The following is a 25,657-nucleotide window of genomic DNA, read 5'->3' as shown; positions in this document are numbered from 1 at the left end:
GGAGAACGCGAGATCGCAATCCCGCGATTCCCTGTTTCCCGTTCCCTAGTCCCTGCCCTGCATGCCGCGCGGCGCCGGCCGCACGTCGTCCTCGTCGCGCTCGCGGTGCGGCATCAGGTCCCCGGGGTTCACGCCCATGCGCGCGGACATGCGGCCCAGCAGCACGCGCGCGGCGCGCACGTCGTGGCCCACGTCGATGAACAGCAGCGTCAGGTCGCCGGCGCCCCACAGCATGGCCGCCAGCACGCCGCCCTGGATGACCTCGGCCAGCAGGTTGAAGCCGGCGCCCATCCCCTCGTAGATCAGCCCCGCCACCACCTCGGCGATGATGGCGACGATCACGATCATCGCCACGATCTTGAAGAGCCGCGCCACGTACTGCAGCCCGATGTACGGCTCGGTGTCTTCCGCGCGGATGGACCCGGGGTCGCGGCGCAGGGCCGCGTCGCCGTCACCGCCCCCGCCGCGCGACTGCCGCGGCTCGCGCGTTAGCTGCTGCGACGGCCCGTGCCGCTCCGGCCCCGCCTCGGCTTCCAGCGCGCCGGGTCGGTGTGGCTCGCGGACGCGCTCCAGCGCCCTCTCCTGTTCACGCGCCCACTGGTCACGCGGCCTGGGTCCCCCCACCTCGTCGTCCTGGCTGGCCATCGAGCCCCCCTTCCCCTGTATGCCGGTTTGTCCGATCTGAAACGTCGCCTGGATTCCATCCGCCGCCCACTACCGCCGCCGCCGCTCGGGGACAAAGAGGTCCGCGTCCGTCACCCCTACGCGCCGCGCCGTGTCCGCCGCCCACTCCAGCCGCGCCACCTGGTCGCGCCCGTGCCCGTCGCTCCCCAGCGAGAACCGGACCCCGGCCTGCAGCGCCTTGCCCAGCAGGCGGTCGTGCGGGAGACGGTAGCGGTTGCTGATCTCCAGCGCCACCCCGCTTTCCGCCAGCGCTTCCACGTAGCGGTCCTCCCGCTCCGCCGTCCACCACGCGTCCACGTCGCCCTCGAGGTCGAACAGCGCCGGCGGGGTGAGCGTGCTGTGCGCGGCGATCTGGATCGGCATCGTGCGCACCATCCGGCACAGCTCGTCCACCATCACGTCCATCAGCTCCCGCGGGCGCTCCTTCCACTCCGGCGGCAGCTGCTCCCACCAGGGCGAACCCATCCCGCCGCCGGGAAGCTCGAAGCCGTGGTTGGAGCCCACCAGGTAGTCGAAGCGCGCCATCACCTCGTCCGGCAGCTCCCGGTAGTAGTTGTCGCACCAGCAGAACTCGCCGCTCACAAACACGTCCTGCGCCTCCACGGCGTCCAGGTAGCGGCGGACGCGCGCCTCGTCGCTCACGAAGCGCTTCAGGTTGCGGCGCGAGATGTGGTCGGCCACGCCGATCTGCACGCCCCGCTCCGCCGCGATGCTCACCAGCTCCTCCAGCGGCACGTAACCGTCGGACATGGTGGTGTGGACGTGCAGGTCCTGCCGGCCCAGCAGCGAGCTTTCCGGTACGGAATCCGCCATCACCCGCCCCGCGCGACGGTGGACGCGCTGCGTGGACGGTAGCGGGCGCGGTACGCCTCCTCCGCCGCCTCGATCGCCGTCCACCCCGCCTGCCCCTCCGGCCCCAGCCGCGACTTGGGCAGGCGGCGCGTGGGCCAGGGGGTGGTGGGCTCGTCCAGCTCGCCGTGCCACATCTCCATCGTGGCCTCCACGATCTCCCGCGCCGCCCGCTCGCGCGCCTCCTCGGGGATGCGGTTGAGCGAGACGACCACCCGCAGCGAGCCACGGGAGAACGCGTCCGCCAGGAAGGTGGCGTACTCCTCGCGCCGCACCCCGGCCCGCGCCTGCCCCGCGCGCGTCAGCAGCCCGCGCAGGGCAATGGCGTCTTCACCCAGCCCGCGCCCGATGAGCGTGTGCGCGGTGTTGACCCAGGCGTGCGACGTGTCGGGCGCGGCCAGCTCGCGGTCCAGCCGCGTGAGCAGCGCCTGCGTCCCCACCCGCGCCAGCGGGTTGGGCGGCGTGGGGACGCGGCGCGCCTGGCGGGTAAAGGCGGCCACGCTGTCGGGCTGCTCCCCCAGCACCGGCGGGTTGCCGACGATGATGACGGGGGTGCCTACCTGCACGTTGTGGTACAGCCGCAGCGCGTTCTCGTTGGACAGGCGAATGCAGCCGTGCGACACGCGGCGGCCCAGCAGCTCGGGCTTGTCGGTGCCGTGGATGGCGATCTCGTTGCCCAGGTAGACGGCCGCCGCGCCCAGCCCGCCCTCCTGGCGCCGCTCCGGCGATTCCAGGGGCGGCACGGGCCGCTTGTTCTCGATGAACCACCAGTCGGGGATGAACCAGGTGGGGTTCTGCTCCTTGAACTGCACGTACATGGTGCCGCTGGGCGTGTTGAACTGCCAGTTGCGCCCGCGCTCCGTCGTCAGGCGAAAGCCGGTGCCGGTGCCCACGGGCGCGCGCCACAGCACCCGCTCACCGTCCATGTAGCGCAGCTCGTTCACGTCCACGTCGACCACGACGTACTTCAGGTCGCGGCGCACGGGCGGCCCCTCGGCCGCGGGGGCGCTAATGCGCGGGTCTTCCGCGGGTGCCGGCCCGCCGGCACCGCCGCCCACGGCCGAGCACGCCGCCAGCAGCAGGGCCGCCAGCGCGGGAGCAAGGCGCGCGAAGGAATTGAATCGCATGTTTCGGTGGATGTACATCTCTGGGACGCGGTGCGGCGCGCATCCAGAAGCGAAGCCGCACCCGCGCCATGGTTTGCAACCCCTGCGCCACGCGCGCGCAAAGGTCCGTTCAAGGAAACAGGATAGCGGTTCCGCCCGCGCCGCGACAGGATGTGCACCGGTAGCAGCGGGACGCAACGAAGACGGATCCGGCAGAACAGAATAATTGACGATACACGGGAACGCCTTTAACGTGCGCCTGCATAGTTCCATCCCTTCCAGGCGACGATCCTCGGAGACTCCATGCGAAAATGCGGTTCTCCAATCCTTTCCTGCCCGTCACGCCGCATCCACAGCATTTCCGGGTTGGCGATCGCCGTCACAATCCTCACGGGGTGCGAGGCGACGGAATCGACCGTAGGGGGCCTGACTCCGGCGCCTACGGACACCCATCGCTTCGTCACGGCGACTGCAGCGGCCAGTCTGGGGCCGGACGGGCGCTTCGTCCTCGCGGCACCTTCCGCGCCCGGCGACCGGCCCATCATCAGTGCTGAACGCGCTGGCGAGCTGGCGCTCGCGTCCGTCCGGACGTGGGGACCGTCACTTCACCGGGCGTGGGAGCAGGACAGGGGCGGACCCATCGACCTGGCCAGCCTGCGCGTGGGCGGGCGCATCCTCTTCGCGCGCTCCCCGTACGGAAAGTTTCCGGACGGGTATCACCCTGCCTTTGCCCGGACGTACGGCCCCTATTACCTCGTCACCCTCTATTCAGGCTCGCATCCCGTGCTCCTGATCACCGTCGCCGCGTACAACGAGGAGGCCCGGATCGATGAAAAGGGACTGGTGCGCCGCCCGGTCCAAAGCGGTGCGGAGTTCTTCTCGATGGGGCTGCCAGCGAACGAGGATGAGTTCCGATTGGTGTCACCCGAGGCTGCTGTTGAGGAAGTGGGTCGCGTTACCGGCGCCCGCGTCACCAGCACCCCCGAGCTGGTCAGGCTTGGCATGCCCTACCACCCAGCGACAGCTGTGTGGAAGCTCACGCTGGATCGGGATGTCCCTGTGCAGGCACGCGGGAAAGGGAGCACGCACCGCGTCCGAGAGTTGTACGTGGGGCCGGTGCGCAGCAGGCGCCTGATGACGGCGGTTCGGGGCAACGCCCGCAGCGAGCGGACGGGCGCCATCGCGAACACACCGGATGACCGAATCGATCCGGTTGACGTGCCGATCCTGGCGGGGGAAACAGTCTCGTTCGAAGCCGTCGACGTCATGCCCGGAGGGCCCGACCAATGAGACGTTTTCTCCTTGAAGCCGCGTGCGGCGCCATCACGGTCTGGGGGCTGGCGGCGTGCGGGCAGAGCTACGTAAAAAACTGCCCAATCATCGGCGCAAGCCCCAGCAGCAACATGTACAATCTGGATTATGAGCTGGTCATTCCTGCCGAATGCCCGATCCCGCTTGCAAGCCCGGGAACGGAAACAAAATTTGCGGCCGCGCGCATCTGGGATTTCAACGGGTCAGACGTGAATGTCGCCAGAGTCGTGGTAAAGAACTCCGCCGGAAAGAAGGTGTCAGAGGAGTCGGTACCCTTCCTGATCGGGGCGGGCGCCGGTTTCGCAGAACCCAGGGCCGAGTATACCGCGGCCACTGGCAAGCGAACGTTTGCCGATCATGACACGGCTACCTTCGAGGCGTTCAACATCTCGACGGGCGCCCGTGCCAACGGCAAGACAAAGCTTACCTATCAGCAGACAAACCTTTCCACCAGGCTGGTGGGCGAAATCGTGCCCCTGTCTGGTACCACCCACACCTGGACGGCGCCCGTTTCCGGGGGCTACCCCGCGTTTGCGTACACCTGGTACCGTGACGGCACGCATGTCGGTAGCGGCTCTTCATACTCGGCAACCGTCGGAACGCAAGACTTTGATCTGCGGGTAGAAGTCACCGACCAGACCTGGAGCACGGTGGCTGCGGTTCTGGCGGTCAACGTTGGCGGAGTACAGGCGAGCATCACGGGACCCTCGACGATGTACGAGGGCGACGTTGTGAAGTGGACCGCCGGGGCGCGAGGCGGCACGGGTACTTACACGTACAACTGGTACGTCGATGACTACTTGATCCAAAGCGGCCCGGTGTTCGACGGGTATCTCGATGCTGGGTCGTACGTGCTGAGGGTGAACGCGCAGGATACTAACGGAGAGGTGGGTACGATGACGAAGACGGTGCGGGTGCAAGCCACGTGTCCGAGTGGAGCGATCGCGTGCTGACGGCGAACCCTGGATTCTTCCGCAGAGTTGCCGGCAGGGCGCGCGCGCGCGAGCGGGCAGGTCGTTCCGCACGCTTCCGGCACGCCGATGGCTTCGCCCGGTGGGTAGCGAAACCGCTGCTCGCCGCGAGCGTGCTGCTGGGCGGCTGCAGCGAGCGCGGCATCACCGACCCCACGGAACCTCTGGACGTGCGTCCATTCGTTACCGGTGCCGCCGCCGCGAATCTGGACCAGGATGGTCTGTTTTCATACTCGTTGCCCACGGCTCCGTCCACCGAGCCCATAATTTCGGCGGAACGCGCACGCGAACTCGCGATGTCGTTCGCGTTGAGCTTTGGGCCGGTGCTGGAGAACGAGTGGCAGCAGCAGCACGGCCACTCATTCGACTACAGAAAGCTTCAGGCGGATCCCCGCGTACTGTATCAGAGCACACCCTACGCGCTTTTCCCCGACGGCTTTCATGGAGCATTCCGGCGCATTTTCGGACCGTACTACCTGGTGCGCCTGGGCTCGGAGGGTCGCCACCGGATGAACATAGCCGTTTCGGCGTATAATACGAATGTCGGAGTTCGTCCCGATGGCCGGCTGGATCGTCCAATAGAAAGCGGCGCGGACTTCTACGAACGGGGGCTTCCCATCGACACCGCGCGCCGGGACGTAATGGCGCCGCTCTGGCCCGAGGCGGCGGTCGCGCACGTGTACGGGCTGACTGGATTCCGGGTGAGCGAGGTTCCTGAATTCGTACAGACCGGGTGGAACCGGGGGCCGTTGGGCGGAGCATGGAAGCTCACCCTGGAGCGAACCGTGCGCGTGCGGACGCTGTCCGGAAGCCGCACCGCAGAGGTCCGGGAGCTTTACCTGGGCCGTGAGGGGGGCCGCCTGCTCTTCATCCCGGCGGCCGAGCAGCCAACCCTGCTGGCGACGGGCGGCCTGCGCCCGGACGGGGACCAGGTTGAGCCGGTACAACTCCCCATCCTGGCAGGACAGCCCACCGTGTTCGAAGAAGTCACCGTGGTGTCCGGAAGCAACTGAGCGCGAGAGGCGGAGAGCCCTGCTGATCGACGGCCGCCGCGATCCAAGCGCCGCCAGAGGAAGAATCGCGACGGAGAGACTGATCCGACGCACCACAGGGACGTACCTCACGCGGAGGCGCGGAGACACGGATAGAAAGTTCTCCGCGCCCCTCCGCATGACACCTGCGGTTTACTGGACCCAGTCCAAACGACCGATCCCGCGGCCTCCATCCGGAAGCCGCGGGATCGTCTGTCATTCCATCCGTCGCGCGGAGCCGGCCGAAGCCGGTCCCGCATCCGCCGATCAGGCCTCGACCACCTTGCCGCGGGCGCCGACGTTCACCAAGCCGCTTGGAACCGCCGCCAGCGACACCGGCGACGGCAGCACCGGGAAGGTGCGCAGGAACCAGGTGTAGCACGCCACGAACAGCCCGCCGAAGCCCAGCGCCATCCCGATCTCCGCCAGCCCCAGCGGCAGCGCCGTCAGGTTGTCGAAGATGTTGGGCGTCACCAGGAGAAAGCGCTCCAGCCAGTGGCCCAGCAGCACCAGCCCCGCAAACCCGGCCAGGATCTCCGGCATCTTCTTGATGCTGCGCGGCAGCAGGCCAAAGAAGGGCACCACGAAGATCATCATCACCACCGCGACCACGACGGGTCCGAAGGGCGCGTTGAACTTGCGGATGAAGTACTCCTGCTCGTGCGGCAGCAGGCCGTACCAGATCACCACGTACTGCGACCAGTTGATGTACATCCAGAACACGGCGAACGCGAACAGCAGCTTGCCGATGTCGTGGAACTGGCGCTCGGTGATCCACTCGTGCAGCCGCAGCGAGCGGCGGTGGATCACCACCATCACGATGGTCATCGCCAGCGCGCTGTGAAACGCGCTGATGAAGAACGCCACCGGGAACATGGTGCTGAAGAAGTGCGGCAGCGTGGTCATGCCGATGTCGATGGCGATCAGCCCCCACAGGAACGCGAACGCCAGCGCCAGGAACACGCCGATCTTCTGGTTGCGGCGGTACGAATCGGCCGCCACCGCGTTGATGTCGCCCGTGATGCCCCGCCCCAGCCAGCTGTACGGCCACCCGCGCCGCCCCGCCCGGTCAAGCCCGTGCACGTCGGGCCGCAGCTGGTGGTAGGCAAACAGCGTCGCCAGCCCGAACAGCACCAGCAGCGCCACCAGGTCGCGGCCGAACAGGAAGGGAAAGTTGAGCCACCCCGCCTTGGCCTCGAGAATGGCGTCGCCGGCCATGGGGTTCACCACGTGCCCGTCCGCCTCGTGCGGCAGCCAGTGGTGAAAGTAGGTGTGGCGCCCCCCGAACAGCATGATGGGGAACAGGATGAGCGAGACGGGAAGGAACGCCACCCCGCCCAGCGGAAAGCGCTTGATGGACCAGGCCCAGCGGGCGTTGGTCAGGTGCAGCGCCACCGCGAACATCACCATTCCGATCGCCACCGACGACCAGAACATCCAGTTGAAGTGGAACGCGTTCCACGCCCGCTCGCGCGGCACCAGGAAGAACGTGACGGCGCCCAGCAGCGCAAGCACCAGCCCGCCGATGGTGGCGGCGGCCGAGGGTGCGGCAAAGCGCAACGGCAGGTCGCGCGGCGGATACGTATCGTGAGCCATCTCTCGCTTGCGGTCAGGGCACGGTGCTGCCGGGACGGCTATTCACCGTCGCGGGCTGGGTCGCGCTGGGCTGCGGCTCCACCGCGGGGACGGAGTCGACGCGCGCGCCCACCGGCGACACCGCCGGCGGCGGGTTGCGCGTCTCCAGCGAGCCCTGCAGCTGGCGGACGTAGTGCACGATGGCCCAGCGGTCCAGGTGCGTGATGCGGGCGCCGTACGGCGGCATCAGGCCGCGGCCCACGTCGATCACCCCGTAGATGTAGCCGTCCGACCGCGCTTGCGAAGGTCCGGCGTTCAGCGCGGGTGCGTACGGAAACTTGCTCTGCGCGTTGATCACCGTTCCCTGCCCGTCGCCCAGCGCGCCGTGGCAGACGGAGCAGTTGCGGTCGTACTGCAGCTTGCCGCGCGCCAGCACCTGCGCGCTGCGCGGCAGCGGGTTGGTAAAGCCGGCCGCAACGGCGTCCAGGTCCGCCTGCGTGTACGGCGCCGGCACGTCGCCCAGCGGGTGCTGCGCGGGCACCGTTCCCGGCACCGGCTCGCGCGGCATCTGGTACGGGTCCGGCGACACGTCGTTGCGCATGGTGCTGAACGCCGGCACCGCGCCCGAGGCGCGGTCCAGGTCGTACCCCGCCCAGTCGGTGCAGGCGCCCGAGATCGTGAACGCGGCGGTGAACGCCACCGCCCGCGCCAGGTTAGCGCTGGTCAACGAGCACCTCCTCCGAACCGCTCTCGGTCATGATCCGCTGCACGTCGCCGTAGCGGTCGCGGGGGGCGTGCGCGAACACGCCAAAGTTGCCCGCCGTGAACGACGGGTGGTACATGGGCGCCTCGGCGGGCCCCAGGTGGGGAATGCGGCCCAGGATGAACAGCCCCGCCACCGTGCTCAGCGCGCCCAGCAGAATCGTAAGCTCGAACATGATCACGCTGAACGCCGGCAGCGAGATGATCTCCTTGCCGCCCACCACCAGCGGCCAGTCGATCGACGCCCACGTGGCCAGCGCCGTTCCCGCCGCCGTCCCCGTAAAGGCGCCCACCAGGGTAAAGATGCGGACGGGGCTTTCCTTGACCCCCAGCGCCTCTTCAACCTCGTGCCGCGGCGTGGGCGAGTACACCGTCAGCTGGTAGCCTTCCTTGCGCAGCTTGCGGATCGCCGTCGTGGCGGTGTCCATGTGGGGAAAGACCCCAAGGACACCCGTGCGCAGCTTGCTCATCGAACCTCCCACTCCTTGTAGCCGGTGGGCAGGGTCTCCGCCACCATCCGGGCCTCGTCGTGCGCGTGGTGCTCCGGCGCGTGGTGCTTCATCGGCGGCGGCAGCACCTCCTTGATCTCGGCCATCGACAGGCCGGGCAGGTAGCGCAGGAACAGCAGGAACCACATGAAGAACCAGCCGAACGAGCCCAGCAGCAGCGACGCGTCCACCCACGTCATGTGCAGGTTCCAGAACTTCCAGGGCTCGTAGCTGTGCGAAAGCGACGGGACGATGATCACGAAGCGCTCGTACCACATCCCGATGTTCACGAACACCGAGATGATGAAGAACGCGTTCAGGTTCTGCCGGATCTTCTTGATCCACAGCAGCTGCGGGACAAAGGCGTTGAAGGTGATCATCGACCACCCCGCCCACCAGTAGTCGCCCGTCACGCGGTCCCAGAACACGTCGCGCTCGTACAGCTCGCCCGAGTAGTAGGCCATGAAGTACTCCATGCCGTAGGCGTAGCCCACGATGCACGAAGTAAGCAGCAGCAGCTTGGCCAGCCGGTCGTAGTGCACGGGGGTAAAGTACGCCCCCAGCCGGAAGATCTTGTGCACCGGCACCATCAGCGTCACCACCATGGCCACGCCCGAAAGAATGGCGCCGGCCACGAAGTACGGGGCAAAGATGGTGGTGTGCCAGCCCGGCACGATGGACACGGCGAAGTCCCACGACACCACCGAGTGCACCGAAAGCACCAGCGGCGTGGCCAGCGCGGCCAGGAACAGGTAGGCGCGGGTAAAGTGGCGCCACTCGCGGTCCGTACCCCGCCACCCCAGCGACAGCACCCCGTAGACCTTCTTCCGCATGGGGTGCGTGGTGCTGTCACGCGCCGCGGCGATGTCGGGGATCAGGCCGATGTAGAAGAACACCGAGCTCACCGTGAGGTACGTGGTCACGGCGAACACGTCCCACAGCAGCGGGCTGCGGAAGTTGGGCCAGATGTGGCGCTGGCTGGGCAGCGGCAGCAGCCAGTAGAAGAACCAGGGCCGGCCGATGTGCAGCAGCGGGAACAGCGCCGCGGTGAGCACCGCGAACACCGTCATCGCTTCGGCGAAGCGGTAGACGGCCTGCCGCCACGGCGCCCGGAACAGGTACAGGATCGCGGAGATCAGCGTGCCGGCGTGACCGATACCCACCCAGAACACGAAGGTGGTGATCATCACGGCCCAGTTGTCGCCGATCATCCCCAGGCCGTAGATGATGTTGTGCAGCTCGGCCGTGACCAGCAGCCCCACCAGCATCACCGACATGGCCAGCAGCGCCAGGTACCCCTTGCCCGGCGGGGTAAGCAGCCGCATGGCGTCGCGGTTTACCTGCTCGTAGCTCTCGACGTCCGGGTGAAAGCTGGAGCGGACCACGGTGTTTTCAGTCTCCGTCGCCATCTCAGTGGCCTCCCTCGCTCTGGCCGCCCTGCGGCATGTTCTCGGTGCCGCCGCCCTTGGCGTTGGCGCCCTCGGCGTGGTCGGTCTCGCCGTGGTCCGCGGCCGCGCCGGCGCCGTGCGCCACCGGCTCGTGGCCGCCGTTCTCCGGCTCGTTCCAGGTCACCTTCTTCAGGTAGACGATGGCCGGCTGCGTGTTCAGCTCGCCCAGCGCGCGGTAGCCGCGGTTGGTGCGCGCCGCGTGCGACACCGCGCTGTCCTTGTCGCTGAAGTTGCCGAAGACGAACACCTCGGTGGGGCAGGTCTGCACGCAGGCCGGCACCACCTCGCCGTCGCGCACGGGGCGCATCTCGGCCGCCGCGTTGCGCTCCGCCTCGTGAATGCGCTGCACGCAGAAGGTGCACTTCTCCATCACGCCCTTCTCGCGCACCGTCACGTCGGGGTTCAGCTGCCAGTTCAGCGGCTCGGCGAACTCATAGGTGAACCAGTTGAAGACGCGCACCTTCCACGGGCAGTTCTGCGCGCAGTAGCGCGTGCCCACGCAGCGGTTGTACACCTGCCCGTTCAGGCCGTCGGGCGTGTGGTACGCGGCGTACACGGGGCACACCGGCTCGCACGGCGCCTGTCCGCAGTGCTGGCAGAGCATGGGGAGGAAGCGCACGTCGTCCGTGGCGTCGTCCCGCAGCGCCTCGTCCGGGTTGCGGCTCACGCCAAAGTAGCGCTCGATGCGAAGCCACCACATCTCGCGTCCCTTGCGCACTTCCGTCGGCCCCACGACGGGGACGTTGTTCTCGGCGCTGCAGGCGATCTGGCAGGCGCCGCAGCCAATGCACCGCGCCAGGTCGACGACCATCCCCCAGCGGGTGTCGCCGTCGATGTACTCGCCGTACTCCGTTCCCGGAGGCGGATACCCGGACGCGGGGTCCGTCTGCATCTTCTCGGGAACGAAGCCGCCGGAGCCCTTGAGCTCCTCGATGTGCTGGTCCTCGCCGGGAATGATCCCCGGCCCGTGCTGGTCCAGACGGGTGAGCGCCGCGAACCCGACCGCCTGCGCGATGCGGCGGTCATGCTGCACGCGCACGCCGGTTTCCACCAGCCCCTGAGGGAAGGCGCGGCGCACGTTGCGCTCGCCCGTCTTGCGGATGGAGACGCGCACGCCGGCGTGGTTCGCGGCGCCCGTCGCCGGGTCCAGCGAGCCCAGCAGCTTCATAGGGTTGGCGCCCAGCCCCTCCGTCCAGCGGCCACCGCCCTCCTGGCCCAGGCCCATCTGGATGGCCAGGGTGTCGCGCATCACGCCCGGGTACACGTACGCGCGCGTCTTGATCGTTCCGTGCGGCGAGGTGATCTCCAGCTCGTCACCCTGCGCGATCCCCCGCGCCTCGGCCGTGGCGGGGTGAATCTCGACGAACGAGTCCCACGACACCTTGGCCACCGGATCCGGCAGCTCCAGCAGCCAGGGCCGGTTCCCCGTGCGCCCGTCGAAGAAGCGGAGCGACGGGTAGACCACGAGATGCAGCCCGTCCTGGGGCCCCTCGTACGTGGGCGCCTGGTAGGTGGCCGCGGCCACCGCGCGCGGCGGCGCGGGGACGGCCGGGGCCGGAACCGGCTGGGCCGGCGCGGCGGCTACCGTCGTTCCCGCGGCGGCTCCGGCGGCCGCGACCGCGGGCTGCGGCGTCGACGCGGCGGTCGCCTGGTCCTGCGTGGTGAAGCCGAAGGCCTGCGTGGCCGTGGCCGACTCCGGGTACACGCCGCCGCGCTTGAGCGCGCCGCGCCACGCCTCCTGCGATCCGGCGCGTCCCGCCCAGGCGGCGCGCAGGTAGTCCAGCCAGGTGGTCGCCGGGGCCCCGGCCGTGGTGGGGGCCAGCCCCAGCGCGGTGGAGATACCCAGGACGATCTCGCCCGCCGCCTTGGTGTTGAACACCGGCTTCATGGCCGGCTGCACCAGCTCGAACACCCCGTCGCGCGGCACGTAGTCGTCCCAGCGCTCCAGGAAGTGGCTCTGCGGCAGGACGTGCGTGGCCAGCTTGCTGGTCTCGTCCGGGAAGGTGCTCAGGCTCACCCGCACCGGCACCTTGGCCAGCGCCTGGGCGAACTTCAGCCCGCCGGGGAGCGAGTGCACCGGGTTCTGCGCGTCGATCAGGATCACCTTCACCTGGCCGGCGTTCATCTGCTGCACCAGCTGCTGGATCGGGCGCAGGTCCGCCGCCGGCTGCGAGCCGCGGCCGTTGAGCCCCGCGACGGCCTGGCGCAGCGCCTCGCTGTTGGGGCCCTGCACCGCGGCGCCCGGGCCCAGCGCCACCTTGCGCGCCGACTCGCCCCACCACTGCTGCAGCGTCTGCAGCGCCCGCGCGCGCTCCTGCGCGCCCTCGGTGCCGCCCGTCTGCTGCGCGACCGCGTTCACGTCGCCGCCGGCCAGCGCCTGGGCCACCAGCGCCTCGGTGCCGGGGCGGGTCTGGATCCACAGGTCCGCGTTCAGCCCCGTCAGCGGGCGGTGCGGGCCCACCCAGACAAAGCGGCCGCGGCGGCCGTTGCGGTAGCCGTGCATCTGCGCGAACTGCCACGCGTAGTCCACGGGCGACCCCCAGGTTTCCAGGAAGTCGGCCCCGAACGACACCAGCAGGTCGGCGTTGGCGAAGTCCAGGTCACGCGGCGCGTCTTCCAGCGGCGCGTAGCGCACCCGCCGCGCGCCGGTGGCGGCGGCGAACTGGTCCACCAGCGTGTCCATGGTGCCGCGGTACTCGCCGGTCAGGAACACCACGCTGCCGCGGGGGGCGCGGCGGATCTCCTCCGCCACCACCCGCTCGGCCTGGCTCCACGACACCGCGCGGGGCTGGTCCACGCCAAACTCCATCACCGACGGGCCGGTGTAGCGGTCGGGGTGGTAGAGCCCCTGCACGCTGGCCTGGCCGCGAGGGCACAGGTTGCCGTGGCTGATGGGGTGCAGCGGGTTGCCTTCCACCTTGGTGGCGCGCCCCTCGTGCGTTTCTACCTGGATGCCGCAGCCGGCCGGGCATTCCCGGCAGGTGCTGGTGTACCAGGTAGGCACGCCGGGGACGATCTCCTCGGGCTGGACCGTGTAGGGGATCAGCTTTTCGACCTCGCGGGTGGAGCATCCCACCGTCGCGGTCGCCGCCCCGGACGCGCCCAGCACCTTGAGAAAGGTGCGCCTCTTCATTCCGTCAGACATGCTGTCTCCTCGCCATCCTTCTTTCGGGCCGCCGCATCAGTAGTGGCAGACCATGCAGTCCGTGGACGCACGCTGGTTGGGATAGGTGGCCTGCTGCCCGCGCACGTCGCCACCCGCCTGGCTCAGCGCGCGGAAGCGGCGAATGAAGGTGGAGCGGGCCTGCACGGCGGCTTCTTCCTTGGCCGAAATTTCCATGTTGCCCCGGTGGCAGTCGATGCACCACCCCATGCGCAGCGAGGAGAACTGGTACATCTCCTCGATCTCCTCGACGGGGCCGTGGCACGTCTGGCACTCCAGCCCCACGTTTACGTGGGTGTAGTGCGGGAACTTGGCGTGCTCCGGGACCTTGTGGATGCGCACCCAGGGGATTCCCTCCCCGTTCTTCCAGTAGTTCACCAGCTTGAGCCCTTCCTTGTACCACGCGCTGTCCTGGCGCCCGTCCACGGCCTTGACCTTGGGGAACGCCAGCTGCGCCTGCCCGCGCAGCGCGGTGGGCGCGCTGCTGCCGGGCACGTGGCACCCCACGCACAGCTGCACGCTGGGAATGCCCGCGTCCACCGACCGGTCGGCCGTGTAGTGGCAGTACATGCACGGGATGGCGTTGCCGCCCTTGTCCACCGGCCCCGCGTGCACGTTGTGGTAGAACGCGATGGGCTGCTCGGGCGGGGGCGCCGGCTTGTAGTCGCGGCAACCGGCCGCTGCAAGCGGGAGCAGCGCCAGCGCTGCGATGCGAAGAGCTCTGGTCATCATCTGCCTGAACGGAGAATACCATGTGCCGCGAGCGGCAGGCCTTCACAGGCCTGTCCGCGCGCGGCTCTCGCGCCGGCTCTCGCGGGTCAGGAAAACCCCGTCCGCCGTTCGGAGCACCCCCATATAACACGGGGGCGGGCAAGCGGCAACATCAGGTTTGTCCTCACTCCCTGTAGGTGTTTCCCCTACAGGCGGCAACTGCTTGGTAGAACGATACTTACGAAGCCGGCCCAAAGCGCGCCCCGACACGGATCTTCTTCAGAAATCCGTTGAGAATGCTTCTCAATCAGAGCTGCGCCTTAAAACGGCTCATGCGTGGCGGCGGTGCTCCACCATCAGGCAGCGGTCCTGGACCACCTTGATGCCGGCCTCGGCCAGGCGCCGGGCCGCCTCTTCGTTGCGGATCCCGCTCTGCATCCAGACCGCCTTGGGCCTTGCGGCCAGGATGTCGTCCAGGTGCGGCGGCACGTCCTGCCCGCGGCGAAAGACGTCCACCAGGTCGACCTCGCCCGGGATGTCGGCCACGGTGCGGTAGACTTTCTTGCCCAGGATCTCGGTGACGTCGGGATAGTAGACCGGGACGGGGATTACGTCTACCCCCGCGCGGTGCAGGTACTCGGGAACGTAGAACGCCGGCTGCCCCGACTGCGCCTCCGTCTTGATCCCCAACACCGCCACGCGCTTGCTGTTGCGGATGATCTCGGCGATCCCCTGCTCGGTGGTGACCAGGTTGTCGCGCCAGCTTTCTTCCATCGAGTCCTCCGGGGGAAGTGCGAAAAGAAGTACGAGAGTACGAAAGTACGAAAGTGCGGGTACGAGGCTCGGCGACGTGCATCGGACTGCGCCCGCGGTGCCCCTCCCCCGGCCCCTCCCCGTTCGTTCCTCACGGAGAGGGGAGAACTTCGATCCCGCTCGACGACCCTGGCCGCAACACCCCTCCCCCGCAGTTTGGGGCAGGGGTCGCCGGCCGTTGCGAGGAACGAGCAAAAGGCCCGGCGGGGGAGAGGGCCCCGCGTCGCAGACGCGGGAGCTCACCAACCCGTGCCCAACTTCCCGAAGCGCCCCGGATCCTGTGCCGTGTATCCCCCCTCCCGCGCAGTTTGCGGGAGGGGGTGGCGCGCTCTCAGGCGCCGCCGGGGGAGGGCCTCAGCCACACTTCCAGGCCCCTCCGCACGTCCCGCTCCACGGCGCCCAGCCCCCGCAGGTACATCAGGTGCGCGCGGGCCTCGCGCAGGGCGTGCAGGAAGTTGTCCGGCGGCAGGTCGGGGAACAGGCGCAGCGTCACGTCGAACGCGGTGCGCGGCTCGTCCAGCGCGTCCAGCGTCTGCGCGGTGCGTTCCTCGTGGTGCGTGACGATCCAGTCGATGCGGCCGGCCAGGTCCTCGAACGGCTCGCCGTGCGAGGGGAGCACCAGGTTCACCGGCAGCTCGCGCAGGCGGCCCAGCGAGGCAAGGTAGTCCGCCAGCGGGTTCTCCGCGTACAGGTCGGCGCCAATGTTGGGCGAGATGCGCGGCAGCACGTGGTCACCCACGATCAAAATGCGCGTCCGCGGATGGTAGACGGTCACGTGCCCCGGCGAGTGGCCCGGGGTCAGGATCCACTCCCATCCGCCGCCACCGGGGAGCGGGCCCCGGTCCCCGCGCAGCAGGGTGTCGGGCGGATAGTGCTCGTAGCGCACGTGGATGCGGTCGGACGCGGCCAGGAGCGCATCCGCCAGCTCCCCCGGAATCCCGCTCATGCGGAAGCTCTCCGCCACGACGGCGCGATCGTCCTTCCACCCCTTTACCCAGCGCGTGGCCAGCTCCTCCTCGCGCTCGTGGATGGAAACCGCCGCGCCGCTCCACTCCCGCACCGGGCCCGCCAGGCCGTAGTGGTCGATGTGCGCGTGCGTCAGGATCACGTGCCGCAGCGACTCCGGCGTCACGCCGATCTCCGTCGCGGCGTCCAGCAGGGCGCCGCGGGCGGGGGGCGTGTCGATGCCGGTATCCACCAGCACGTGCCCGTCATCCCCTTCGATCACCCACGCCGCCACCTCGCGCGGGGGAAAGGGGAGGGGGACGGAGATGCGGTGGACGCCCGGCGCCACCTCCACCGGGGCCGCGGCGGCGTTCACGCGGCGTCCGGAAAGAACTTCCTGCCGTCGCGCGCCATCTCCTCCAGCAGCTTCGCCGGCCGGTACCGCGCGCCGAACCGCTGCTCCAGCGCGCGCAGGCGGTCCAGCACCGTCTGCGCGCCGGTCACGTCCACGTACCAGAACGGGCCGCCGCGAAACGGGGGAAATCCGATGCCGAACACCGCGCCCACATCGCCGTCGCGGGCGGAGCGAAGGACGCCTTCCTCCAGCGTGCGCACCGCCTCGTTGACCATGATCAGCCCCAGGCGTTCCTGCAGCTCGGCGCGCGGCGTCTCCTTTTTCGGCGGGTTGCCGATCAGCGCGTAGACGGCCTCGTCCGGCCCCTGCTTTTTTCCATCCTCCCCGAACGTGTAGAACCCCTTGCTGTTCTTACGGCCCAGGCGCCCGTCCGCGACCATCTTGTCGATCACCGTCGGCGGGTTGCCCATGCGGTCGGCGAAGGCCTCGGCCATGATCTTCCCGGCCTTCTGCGCCACGTCCAGGCCCACCTCGTCGTAGAGGGTGACGGGGCCCACGGGGAATCCCCACTCCGTCATCGCCCGGTCCAGCTCCTCCATCCGCACACCTTCCTGCAGCAGGAGCGCGGCCTCGGCCATGTACGGGCTGAGGATGCGGTTGACGTAGAAGCCCGGCGAGTCGTGCACCACGATGGGCGTCTTGCCGATCTTCTTGGCGTAGGCGTGCGCCGTGGCCGTCACCCAGTCCGCCGTTCCCTCGTGGGTGATGATCTCGACCAACGGCATCTTTTCCACGGGGGAAAAGAAGTGCAGGCCGATCACGTGGTCCGGACGCGCGGACGCCTCCGCCAGCTTCGTGATCGGAATCGTGGACGTGTTGGAGCCCAGGACGACGCCCTCGCCCGCGTGCTCCTCGATCTCCTTGATGACGCGGTGCTTGAGGCTCAGGTCCTCGAACACGGCCTCGACCACGACGTCGGACGCGTGGAAGCCGCTGTACTCCGTGGTCGGCTGCACGCGGTCAACGAGCTTGGTGACCTCGAAGCGGCGCATCTTCTTGCGCTTGGCGCGCTTGATCAGTGACTCGCGGGCGGTGCGCAGCCCCTTGGCGGCGGCCTCGGGCTTTACGTCCTTCAACCGCACGCGGATGCCGTTCTCCGCCGACGCCGCCGCGATCCCCGCCCCCATGAAGCCGGCGCCCACGACGGCGATCTGGTCCACGCTCTTCGGCTTGACGTCGTCGCCCAGCCCGACGTCGTTCTTGGCTTCGGTGCTGGTGAAGAAGACGTGGACGAGGGAGCGTGCCTCGGGGGTCACCGCCAGCTCGCCGAAGGCCCGTGCCTCCATCTCCTGCGCGGCGCGCACGTCCTTGTCCAGCCCGGCCTCGATGACCTTGAGCAGGCGCAGCGGGGCGGGATACAGGCCGTGCGTCTTTTCCATCACCCCCTGCCGCGCCTTGCTGAAGATCAGCTTGCGCATGGGCAGCAGGTTCTCCAGCCGTTCGGGCGATCCGGAGCGGCGCGCGGCGCGCGGCTGCAGCTTCTTCGCCGCGAGCGCCATCGCCTGGCGGCTGGCGACCTCCAGCAGCACGGTCTGGGGGACGACCTCGTCGACGATGCCGGCCTTCATGGCGCGGCGCGCATCCAGCTGCTTGCCGGTGAGCATCAGGTCCAGCGCCGCGCGCAGCCCGATGAGCCGCGGCAGCCGCGCCGTGCCACCCGCGCCGGGGATGATGCCCAGCTGCACCTCGGGAAGGCCCAGCTTGGTCTTGGGCGAGTCGGTGGCGATGCGGTAGGTGCAGGCCAGCGCCGTCTCCAGCCCGCCGCCCAGCGCGGCGCCGTCGATGGCGGCGACCACGGGGATGCGCAGCTGCTCCAGGCGGTCCAGCATCTCCTGGCCGGCGCGGCTGGCGGCCTCGGCGTCGGCGGGGGCCGCAAAGTTCTTGAACTCCTCGATGTCGGCGCCGGCGATCCACGTCCCCTTCTTTGCGGAGACGATGACGGCCGCGCGCACGCCGCCCTCGCCGTTCTCCAGCCGCTCCAGGATCTCCCCCATCTCGCGCAGCATGCCTTCGGAGATGACGTTGACCGGGCGGGCGGGGTCGTTCAGGGTGACCACGGCCAGCCCGTCCCTGATCTCCATGCGCACCGGCGCGCCCTGGGCCGTCTGGCGCTCTTCTTCGAGGATCGTTGCCATCACGCTCTCCCCTTGCGGATCTTCGGGTTGGTCACGGTGTGTCTTTTCGCCTGCTCGGGCCGGTGGCTCGGCAGTCCTCAGCCTGCTTCGGCCAGCATGGGTCATGCGTTGAGAACAGAACGCGCTGCGGCGGGTTGTGTGCCGCCGGGACTGCAAGGGCGAATGAATTCGCTGCAACAACTACACAAAGTCCACCTTCGTGGACTCGGCGGCGTGGCGGTGTGCGGCATCCCAGGCGACTGCGCGTCCGCTACAGGTCAGGCATCGGCGCGCACGACATCACCCCGCCCTCCGGAATGACAGAACCACTCACGCACTACGTACTAACGCACTTCCCTACTGCGCCATCAGCCCGCCATCCACCGCCAGAACCTGGCCCGTCACATAGCCGGACGCGGGCGAGAGAAGAAAGAGCGCGACGCCCATCAGCTCGTCCTCGCCGCCGGTGCGGCCCAGGGGGACGCTGCGGGCGACCAGCTTTTCCGCACGCTCCAGCACCACCTTCGTCATCTTGGTGGGGAAGAAGCCGGGGGCGACGGCGTTCACGCGGATGCCATACCGCGCCCACTTGATCGCCAGGTCGCGGGTGAACGCGATGATCGCGCCCTTGGACGCGCTGTAGCCCACGGCGTCCAGCACCTCGGGCGCCGTGCCCGCCAGTCCGGCGATGGAGGCCACGTTCAGGATGGCTCCCGGCTCGCCGCGCTCGATCAGCCGCTTTCCCACCTCGCGCGAGCAGAGAAAGGCGCCGGTGGCGTTCACCTCCATCACCTTGCGCCACGCCTCCACCGGCATCTCCGCGGCCGGCGCGCCCCACGAAGTGCCGGAGTTGTTCACCAGCAGGTCGATGGGGCCCAGTTCCGCCTCCACCCGCTCCACCGCCGCCCGCACGTCGTCTTCCGACGAGACGTCCATCCGCAGCGCCAGGGTGCGGGCGCCGTACTCGTCCGTCAGTTCGCGGGCCACTTCGGCGCACGCCTCTTCGCTGCGCGACGCCACCGCCACCGCCGCACCCGCCTGCGCCAGCCCGCGCGCAATCTGCTCGCCCAGTCCGCGTCCCCCGCCCGTCACCAGCGCCACCCTCCCGGTAAGGTCGAACAACTCGCGTACGGTGCGCATTCGTGCCCTCGTTCGGCGTGATCCGGTGCGATGGGGATGATCGTGGCGAGCAATCTAACCGTCGCGAAAACCCGCGCAAATGCTGGAAATTATGAGCGCCGCTCAGCACGCGCATACTACCTACATCAATGAGGTGTCCGGTTCCATGCGTCTCGAGCAACCGTTGAACCTTGCGTGCCACGCTGTCACAGGGCGACACTGGAGCGTTCACCGGAACTCCCGTATCCTGTTCTGTTTCCGAATCTAAATGCGTGCACGCGTCGATTACCGCTTGGGAAGCATCTTTGAGGATAAGTGTGATGTGCTTGTGATCCCGTGCTCCGTGAGTGGAGTGGTGACGCCAGAGATGCGGCAGGAAATCACGAAGGCCGGACTCCCCTTACCAGGAGCGATGAGAGATACCGTCATCCTGCTCCCCTCTGAGAACCCGAATTATCGAGCTGTCGCATATGCCACCGTTATAGCCGGGCATACATCACCAGAATCGATCATTGAGGAGATCGGAAGCAAGCTGGGATGGATCGCAAAGTTACAACGATACGCGAAATTCTCAGCACCAATCTTGGGCGCCGGACCCGATGATTTACCCGGACCAGCAGCCGCAGCACTGGCACGGGGCTTTCAAACCACCGCGCCGGAGTCTGCGGAGTTGTGGATCAGCGACAGCGACCCTGAAAAGCTGAAGTCCGTCGCCGCACGCTTGCTGCGCTTGATCCCACCTGAAGAAATCCCGGGAACAGCCACACATGGCAGTGCCGCTCCCGTGCCGATCAAACGCGAAAAAAGTCAGCCGACTTTATTGGGGATACTTGCCGATGAACTCCGACGAGGTCGGAAAAAGCGTCTCGCTCGTATGCAAGCGTCTGCACAAACCCCTCTTGCGAGAACTGCTGCTGCGGCTGCAAGCCAGCGCAAGGGCGTGTTCATCAGCTACAGCCACGCGGACGCGGAGTGGCTGGAGCGCCTGCAGAAGCATCTCAGGCCGCTGCAGCGTGAGGGCATCGAGGTGTGGGACGACACGCGCCTGAAGCCGGGTGAGCCCTGGCGCGAGGAGATTCGTGCGGCGCTGGCGGCGGCGAAGATCGCAATCCTGCTGATCAGCGCGGACTTTCTGGCCTCCGACTTCATCGTCACGGACGAGTTGCCGCCGCTGCTCAAGGCCGCGGCGGACGAGGGCACCATCATCCTGCCCGTAATCGTCAGCCCCTCGCGGTTTGAGAGAATGGAGAGCCTGTCGCGCTTCCAGTCCGTCAACGACCCGTCGAAGCCGCTCGTACAGATGCGCCGCGCCAACCGTGAAAAGGTGCTCGATGACGTCGCCCGGGCGGTGGAGGACGCGCTCAAGCGGTAGACCATCCATCGAAGGAATGACGGGGAGCGGCGTGGCGTGCCGCTCCCCGTCTGCGTTCCGGGTGATTCCGTCCGCTCACGCCGAGGGGTAGGCCACTGCCAGGCGCTGCTCGTGAAGCGCGGCGTAGACGGCGTCGCGCAGGGCGTTGGCCTCGGCGCTGGTGACGGTGACGGTGCGCACCAAGTCGCGGATGACGGCTCGCATCACCACGTTCTTCTGCCCCGGCGCCATTCCGATGCGCTCCGCGACGTCGGCGGAGGCGCATCGTACTGCGTCTCGCTGAGACGGCGTACAAGCATTCCGCACGATCCGCCTGTGGCGCAATCGGTGCTCACCTCAATCGAAAATGGACAGTCTGGCGCATGCGGCGAAATTCATGTATGCTCTGTTCACATGCCTCGGTCCCGCTTCGCCGCCCTGCTCGCCTGCCTGGTGATCTGCATCGCGCCCGCCACTCCCGCGGCCGCGCAAACCCAGGCCGCGCCCACCACCCAGAAAGCCGCGCCGGCGCCGCCCATCGCTCCACCCGCCGCAGCGCGAGCCGAGGCCGCACGGAGCGACAGCGCGAAAGCGGGCAAATCGGTATCAGAAAGGCTGTTCGCTGCCGACTGGGTGCTCTTCCCCGCCCGGCTCGCTCTCATTATCGTATTTCTGACGCTCGCCCTGTTCCTGCTGATGTGCGGAATCTGGAGCGCGATCCGCGTGGTCCACTCTCTGCGGCACATGAAGTGGAGCCAGCCTCCGAGACGGCTCAAGCGGGGCGAGGTGGGCGCGGCGGGCACGAGCCTGGCTGTCGAATGGGAAGAGCGGCTGAGCACGAACATCGAGAACGACGAAGAGCGCGACCGGCAGATCGCCTGGCTTCGAGAGGTGGTCGACCGGCTCACGCTGGATCACAACAGACTAGCCGCCAGGGTTGCGGCGATCGCCAAAGCAACAGGAGTGCACTCTGATGGCGAAGCAGAAAGCCCGGGCTGAGTTGATGGCGGACCTGCACCGAGAGGCTCTGGCCTGCCGGATTGATGATGAGACGATCCGCAGGTTCCACGAGGCTTTCGATGGCGCCGAACGGAGGAAGCGTGAGAACGAGCGGCGCCTTCGCGTGCGCCTGGCGGAAATCCGCGCCGCGAACGCCTCGGCCGCCTGAGTGCGCCGGCTCCCGATGCCCAAGCCCCCGCGCAAACGGGGGCTTCTTCGTTGGGGGGAGATGAGCATCCGCGGGCGGTTCATCTCAACAGCCTTGACTTGCGGGGGCCGGAGTATGAACCTTCGGCAAGTGCTAGAACCTTAGCAAAACGATCCATCACACCCCCATGCTCACCAAACCCGCTGCAACCGACCTGAGCCGCCGTGAACGGCAGATCATGGACGTGGTCTACCGCCTCGGAAAGGCCGCCGTGAGCGACGTGCTGGAGCGCATCCCCGATCCGCCCAGCTACAGCGCCGTGCGCGCGCTCATGCGCATTCTGGAGGAAAAGGGCCACCTGCGGCACGAGCAGGACGGCCCGCGCTACCTGTACCTGCCCATGGTGCCGCGCGAGTCGGCGCGCACCAACGCGCTCACCCACATGGTGCGCACCTTCTTTGGCGGAAGCACCGAGGCCGCCGTGGCCGCGCTGCTGGACCCGGACAACCACAAGCTGTCCGACGCCGAGCTGGACCGCATCAGCGACCTCATCGAGCAGGCACGCGTCCAGGGGAGGTAACGATGGACCTGCCGCTTCCCTCGACCGTGGCCGCGCCCTGGCTGGCCCCCGCCCTGTGGCTGGTGGCCCGCGGCACGCTGCTGCTGGTGGCCGCCGCGCTGGTGGCGCTGGCGCTACGGCGCGGATCGCCCGCGGCGCGGCACATGGTGTGGGCGCTGGCGCTGGGCGCCATGCTGGCCCTTCCCGCGGCATCGTTGCTCATCCCTGAGTGGGAGCTTTCGTTCGTCCGCGTGGTGTCGCTGGACGGGCCCGCGGGCGCGGCGGCGGCGCAGGCGGCGGACACCGGGCCGGCGGGGATCCCGTGGAGTACGCTGGTGCTGCTGGTGTGGACGGCGGGCGCCGTGGCCACGCTGGGGCGCTACGGGCTGGCCATGCTGGCCGTGCGCGTGATGGCGCGCGGCGCGCGGCGGGTGACGGACGGCGAGTGGCTGGAGCGGATGAACGGCGCCGCGGGCGAGCTGGGGCTGCGCGACCGTGTGCACCTGCTGCGCGCCGACGGCGCCGCCATGCCCATGACGTGGGGGATCCTGCAGCCCGCCGTGCTGGTGCCGGCCGACGCGGACGGGTGGACGGCGGAGCGCAAGCGCGTCGTCCTGCTGCACGAGCTTGCCCACGTGGCGCGCCGCGACTGCCTGTGGCAGACGCTGGCCAGCCTGTGCTGCGCGGCGTACTGGTTCCATCCGGGCGTGTGGTGGGCCGCGCGGCAGATGCGCATCGAGCGCGAGCAGGCGTGCGACGACCGCGTGCTGCGCGCGGGGACGCGCGCGTCGGAGTACGCGGGGCACCTGCTGGAGGTGGCCCGGTCCTTTCGCCCGCGCCCGCTGACCGCCGCCGCAGCCGTGGCGATGGCGCGCCGCTCCCAGCTGGAAGGCCGCGTGCTGGCGGTGCTGGACACGGCCCGCGACCGCGGCGCCGTTCCCGGCCGTGCGGCGCTGGTGGCGGGCGGCATCGCGGCGGTGGCGCTGTTCCCGCTGGCCGCCGCGTCGCCCGAAGGCTTCGAGGCGCCGGCCGACGCGCCGACGCGGATCGGCCCCGTGGCCGCCACGCCTCCGCCGCCGCGGCTGGAGTGGACGGTGCACGAGGCGCCGGCCGCCGAGCCCGGGACCGTGAGCGTTCCGCTCCCCAACAGCCAGCTGAGCCTGAACGTGCGGGTGCAGGATGACACGCCTCCGCCGGCGGACCGCGGCACTGCGGCGCAGAACAAGCGCTTTCCCAACTTTGGACCGCCGGACGAGCAGGTGATCACGGCGCTCATCCGTGCCACCCGCGACGTGGATCCCGACGTGCGCCGCAGCGCGGTGGCGGCGCTGGGGCAGATGGACGGCGGCCCGGTCGTCGGCTCGCTGGTGCGGTCGATGACGGACACCGACGCGCGCGTCCGCAACGCCGCGGCGCTGGCGCTGGACGAGTACGCGGGCCGGCAGAACGCCGCGCGCGTGGCGGCACGGCCGTGCGAGGACGCGGAGTGCGAGGCGCCCACGCGCCCGCGCGTCCCCACCGGATCGGCCGCGCCGGCCCCGCGCCCGCGCAACGCGCGCGCCGACGTGGAGCCCGAAGGCGGCGGCGGCCCGGTCGATCCGGGGCTGCGCATTCTGGGCGGGCTGATGGAGGATGACACCACCGCCCGCCGCCAGCTGAGCCCCGGCATCCACGGCGGGATGATCCAGTAGCCTCTGCCGTTGAATGATGAAGGCCGCCCCGTTGCCCGGGGCGGCCTTCATCGTTTTCCATCCGGGACAGAGAGCCGTCAGGCGTAGATGGGCGGCGTGACCAGCTGGTGGTCCTGGATGACCTCGCGGTCCCAGGGAAAGACGATGAGCGCTTCCGTCTCCATGGAGAAGAAGTCCGGGCGGTAGCCGCCGGGGCGCACAAAGCTGGTGGCGGTGCGCACCTCCGCGGGTCCCACCTCGCGCACGGCGGCCAGCGCCAGGCGCAGGGTGTCGCCGCTGGTGGTGATCTCGTCCACGATCAGCACGCGGCGTCCGCGCGCGGATACGGGCGTGGGCGAGAGCACCCGCGGAAACGCGTGCACCACCTGCCCCCGCTCGCGGCGGGTCACCTTCATGGCCTCGAAGTCCGCCTGCAGCATGGTGGCGACGGTGGCCGCCGGCATCACCCCCGCCGTCGCCAGGCCAATCACCAGGTCCGGCCGGTAGTCGCGGGACACGCGCACGGCCAGCGCCCGGCAAAATTCGCCGAAAAGCTCCCACGACAGCTCAAAGGTGCCGGCGGTGGCACCCAGAGGCGGCGAGGCGGGCGGAAACATCAATCCGGGCATGTCGGTGGTCCCTTCCCAGGCGGCGGACGGCGCGGTTGCGCGGGGGGAGGTGCACGATACAAGATGCATTCCGGGCGCGACAGCAAACATTTGCGGCACCCGCACATCTCCCCCTCGCCACCCACCGCACTCTGCGCATCCGGCCGTCCGGGTCGGAGCCGAAGTTCGTGAACCGCCGGTGGCGGGGCGGGCGGGCGCGGCGTAGAATGGCGCCATGAACGACGATCTCCGCAAACGAGCCGACGCACGTTTCGAGCAGGCCCTCAAGCAGACGGGCGCGCGTGACCCGCGCACCTTTTACCGCGACCAGCTCAAGGAACTCAAGGCCGGCAGCCCCGACGGGTTTCGCCGCGCGCTGCGCTACTTCGAGGAGACGCTGATCCCCACGGTGGCGGATGAGGGGTCGGACCCGGTGGCGGAATGGCTGGAGTACGGGCGCATGCTGGCGTCGCTGACCGTCCCTGGCCGCACGGTGCAGATCGACGGCGGCGGGCGCGCCCGCGACTACGCGCGCCCGGTGCCGCTGGAATCCATGGTGCTGCACCTGCCCGAGAACGCGTCGCGCCCCGCGCTGGTGCTCGGCATCCCCCCCAAGCTCACCCCCGCCCAGCGCGCCTCGTACGACCTGCTGGTCAAGCAGAGCAACGGATCGTAGGGGCCGCGCCCGGGCCGCCCCGCGTCTGCGACGCGGGGCCCTCTCCCCCGCCGGGCCTTTTGCTCGTTCCTCGCACCGGCCGGCGACCCCTGCCCCAAACTGCGGGGGAGGGGTGTTGCGGCCAAGGTCGTCGAGCGGGAT

At 69.1% G+C, this 25,657-nt stretch carries 24 protein-coding genes; 9 read left to right on the top strand and 15 right to left on the bottom strand.

The annotated features are described in order from the left end of the window. Positions 1-45: 45 nt before the first annotated feature. The 3 genes from ACOJUJ_RS10465 to ACOJUJ_RS10455 all read right to left on the bottom strand — a co-directional run bounded on the left by ACOJUJ_RS10465 (position 46) and on the right by ACOJUJ_RS10455 (position 2,660). Entirely contained in the window at positions 46-645 is a 600-nt protein-coding gene (locus ACOJUJ_RS10465) for a hypothetical protein (RefSeq protein WP_420126816.1), read from the bottom strand. A 69-nt stretch (positions 646-714) separates the two neighbouring features. Beyond that, a complete protein-coding gene (locus ACOJUJ_RS10460; RefSeq protein WP_420126815.1) occupies positions 715-1,497 on the bottom strand; it encodes a PHP domain-containing protein in 783 nt (260 codons plus the stop codon). Next, positions 1,497-2,660, bottom strand: a complete 1,164-nt coding sequence (locus tag ACOJUJ_RS10455; protein WP_420126814.1) for a L,D-transpeptidase family protein — start codon at positions 2,658-2,660, stop codon at positions 1,497-1,499. Before ACOJUJ_RS10455 ends, ACOJUJ_RS10460 begins: the two co-directional genes overlap by 1 nt. 345 nt (positions 2,661-3,005) lie before the next feature. On the opposite strand from ACOJUJ_RS10455, the gene ACOJUJ_RS10450 reads away from it, so the two are divergent. From ACOJUJ_RS10450 to ACOJUJ_RS10440, 3 genes are read left to right on the top strand one after another with little or no spacing between them, the layout of a single operon-like run. After that, positions 3,006-3,929, top strand: coding sequence for a hypothetical protein (locus ACOJUJ_RS10450; RefSeq protein WP_420126813.1), 924 nt, complete (start codon positions 3,006-3,008; stop codon positions 3,927-3,929). After that, positions 3,926-4,903, top strand: coding sequence for a PKD domain-containing protein (locus ACOJUJ_RS10445; RefSeq protein ID WP_420126812.1), 978 nt, complete (start codon positions 3,926-3,928; stop codon positions 4,901-4,903). Before ACOJUJ_RS10450 ends, ACOJUJ_RS10445 begins: the two co-directional genes overlap by 4 nt. Further along, positions 4,897-5,934 (top strand): hypothetical protein, encoded by a 1,038-nt coding sequence (locus tag ACOJUJ_RS10440; protein ID WP_420126811.1) that lies wholly within the window; start codon positions 4,897-4,899, stop codon positions 5,932-5,934. Before ACOJUJ_RS10445 ends, ACOJUJ_RS10440 begins: the two co-directional genes overlap by 7 nt. A gap of 285 nt (positions 5,935-6,219) precedes the next feature. On the opposite strand, the gene ACOJUJ_RS10435 is transcribed toward ACOJUJ_RS10440, so the two are convergent. From ACOJUJ_RS10435 to ACOJUJ_RS10390, 10 genes are all read right to left on the bottom strand, one after another. Beyond that, positions 6,220-7,548 carry a hypothetical protein gene (locus tag ACOJUJ_RS10435; protein ID WP_420126810.1) on the bottom strand — a complete coding sequence of 443 codons (1,329 nt, stop codon included), beginning with the start codon at positions 7,546-7,548 and terminating at the stop codon, positions 6,220-6,222. Positions 7,549-7,561: 13 nt separating this feature from the next. Then, positions 7,562-8,254: a c-type cytochrome gene (locus tag ACOJUJ_RS10430; protein WP_420126809.1), complete on the bottom strand. Its 693-nt coding sequence runs from the start codon at positions 8,252-8,254 to the stop codon at positions 7,562-7,564. Continuing rightward, on the bottom strand, positions 8,241-8,759 hold the full coding sequence (locus ACOJUJ_RS10425) for a DUF3341 domain-containing protein (RefSeq protein ID WP_420126808.1): 519 nt from the start codon (positions 8,757-8,759) through the stop codon (positions 8,241-8,243). The genes ACOJUJ_RS10430 and ACOJUJ_RS10425 overlap by 14 nt, the downstream gene beginning before the upstream one ends. Continuing rightward, entirely contained in the window at positions 8,756-10,186 is a 1,431-nt protein-coding gene (gene nrfD / locus ACOJUJ_RS10420) for an NrfD/PsrC family molybdoenzyme membrane anchor subunit (protein ID WP_420126807.1), read from the bottom strand. Before nrfD ends, ACOJUJ_RS10425 begins: the two co-directional genes overlap by 4 nt. A gap of 1 nt (position 10,187) precedes the next feature. Then, complete coding sequence (locus tag ACOJUJ_RS10415) at positions 10,188-13,370, bottom strand: molybdopterin dinucleotide binding domain-containing protein (RefSeq protein ID WP_420126806.1); 3,183 nt, start codon at positions 13,368-13,370, stop codon at positions 10,188-10,190. Between the two features lie 36 nt (positions 13,371-13,406). Beyond that, entirely contained in the window at positions 13,407-14,117 is a 711-nt protein-coding gene (locus tag ACOJUJ_RS10410) for a cytochrome c3 family protein (RefSeq protein ID WP_420126805.1), read from the bottom strand. Between the two features lie 312 nt (positions 14,118-14,429). Next, positions 14,430-14,873, bottom strand: a complete 444-nt coding sequence (locus ACOJUJ_RS10405; protein ID WP_420126804.1) for a CoA-binding protein — start codon at positions 14,871-14,873, stop codon at positions 14,430-14,432. Between the two features lie 370 nt (positions 14,874-15,243). After that, positions 15,244-16,233 (bottom strand): MBL fold metallo-hydrolase, encoded by a 990-nt coding sequence (locus ACOJUJ_RS10400; protein ID WP_420126803.1) that lies wholly within the window; start codon positions 16,231-16,233, stop codon positions 15,244-15,246. Continuing rightward, a complete protein-coding gene (gene fadJ, locus ACOJUJ_RS10395; protein WP_420126802.1) occupies positions 16,230-18,407 on the bottom strand; it encodes a fatty acid oxidation complex subunit alpha FadJ in 2,178 nt (725 codons plus the stop codon). The genes ACOJUJ_RS10400 and fadJ overlap by 4 nt, the downstream gene beginning before the upstream one ends. Before the next feature lie 336 nt (positions 18,408-18,743). Beyond that, a complete protein-coding gene (locus ACOJUJ_RS10390) occupies positions 18,744-19,526 on the bottom strand; it encodes an SDR family oxidoreductase (protein ID WP_420126801.1) in 783 nt (260 codons plus the stop codon). Between the two features lie 391 nt (positions 19,527-19,917). Between ACOJUJ_RS10390 and ACOJUJ_RS10385 the strand changes: the two genes are divergently transcribed. Then, positions 19,918-20,877 carry a toll/interleukin-1 receptor domain-containing protein gene (locus tag ACOJUJ_RS10385; protein WP_420126800.1) on the top strand — a complete coding sequence of 320 codons (960 nt, stop codon included), beginning with the start codon at positions 19,918-19,920 and terminating at the stop codon, positions 20,875-20,877. A gap of 75 nt (positions 20,878-20,952) precedes the next feature. Here the strand turns inward: ACOJUJ_RS10385 and ACOJUJ_RS10380 are convergent, their stop codons facing one another. Then, on the bottom strand, positions 20,953-21,108 hold the full coding sequence (locus ACOJUJ_RS10380; protein WP_420126799.1) for a hypothetical protein: 156 nt from the start codon (positions 21,106-21,108) through the stop codon (positions 20,953-20,955). Positions 21,109-21,192: 84 nt separating this feature from the next. On the opposite strand from ACOJUJ_RS10380, the gene ACOJUJ_RS10375 reads away from it, so the two are divergent. The 4 genes from ACOJUJ_RS10375 to ACOJUJ_RS10360 all read left to right on the top strand — a co-directional run bounded on the left by ACOJUJ_RS10375 (position 21,193) and on the right by ACOJUJ_RS10360 (position 24,253). Further along, on the top strand, positions 21,193-21,855 hold the full coding sequence (locus ACOJUJ_RS10375) for a hypothetical protein (RefSeq protein WP_420126798.1): 663 nt from the start codon (positions 21,193-21,195) through the stop codon (positions 21,853-21,855). Further along, a complete protein-coding gene (locus ACOJUJ_RS10370) occupies positions 21,830-22,024 on the top strand; it encodes a hypothetical protein (RefSeq protein WP_420126797.1) in 195 nt (64 codons plus the stop codon). The genes ACOJUJ_RS10375 and ACOJUJ_RS10370 overlap by 26 nt, the downstream gene beginning before the upstream one ends. A 166-nt stretch (positions 22,025-22,190) precedes the next feature. Continuing rightward, positions 22,191-22,583, top strand: a complete 393-nt coding sequence (locus ACOJUJ_RS10365) for a BlaI/MecI/CopY family transcriptional regulator (RefSeq protein ID WP_420126796.1) — start codon at positions 22,191-22,193, stop codon at positions 22,581-22,583. Positions 22,584-22,585: 2 nt separating this feature from the next. Then, entirely contained in the window at positions 22,586-24,253 is a 1,668-nt protein-coding gene (locus ACOJUJ_RS10360; protein WP_420126795.1) for a M56 family metallopeptidase, read from the top strand. Positions 24,254-24,330: 77 nt separating this feature from the next. Here ACOJUJ_RS10360 and ACOJUJ_RS10355 read toward each other — a convergent pair whose 3' ends face one another. Next, positions 24,331-24,861, bottom strand: coding sequence for a phosphoribosyltransferase (locus ACOJUJ_RS10355; RefSeq protein ID WP_420126794.1), 531 nt, complete (start codon positions 24,859-24,861; stop codon positions 24,331-24,333). Positions 24,862-25,075: 214 nt separating this feature from the next. On the opposite strand from ACOJUJ_RS10355, the gene ACOJUJ_RS10350 reads away from it, so the two are divergent. Continuing rightward, entirely contained in the window at positions 25,076-25,516 is a 441-nt protein-coding gene (locus ACOJUJ_RS10350; protein ID WP_420126793.1) for a hypothetical protein, read from the top strand. Positions 25,517-25,657 lie beyond the last annotated feature (141 nt).

The sequence above is a fragment of the Longimicrobium sp. genome (genome assembly GCF_048594345.1).
GTDB lineage: Bacteria > Gemmatimonadota > Gemmatimonadetes > Longimicrobiales > Longimicrobiaceae > Longimicrobium.
This window is presented reverse-complemented; position numbering and strand designations above follow the sequence as displayed.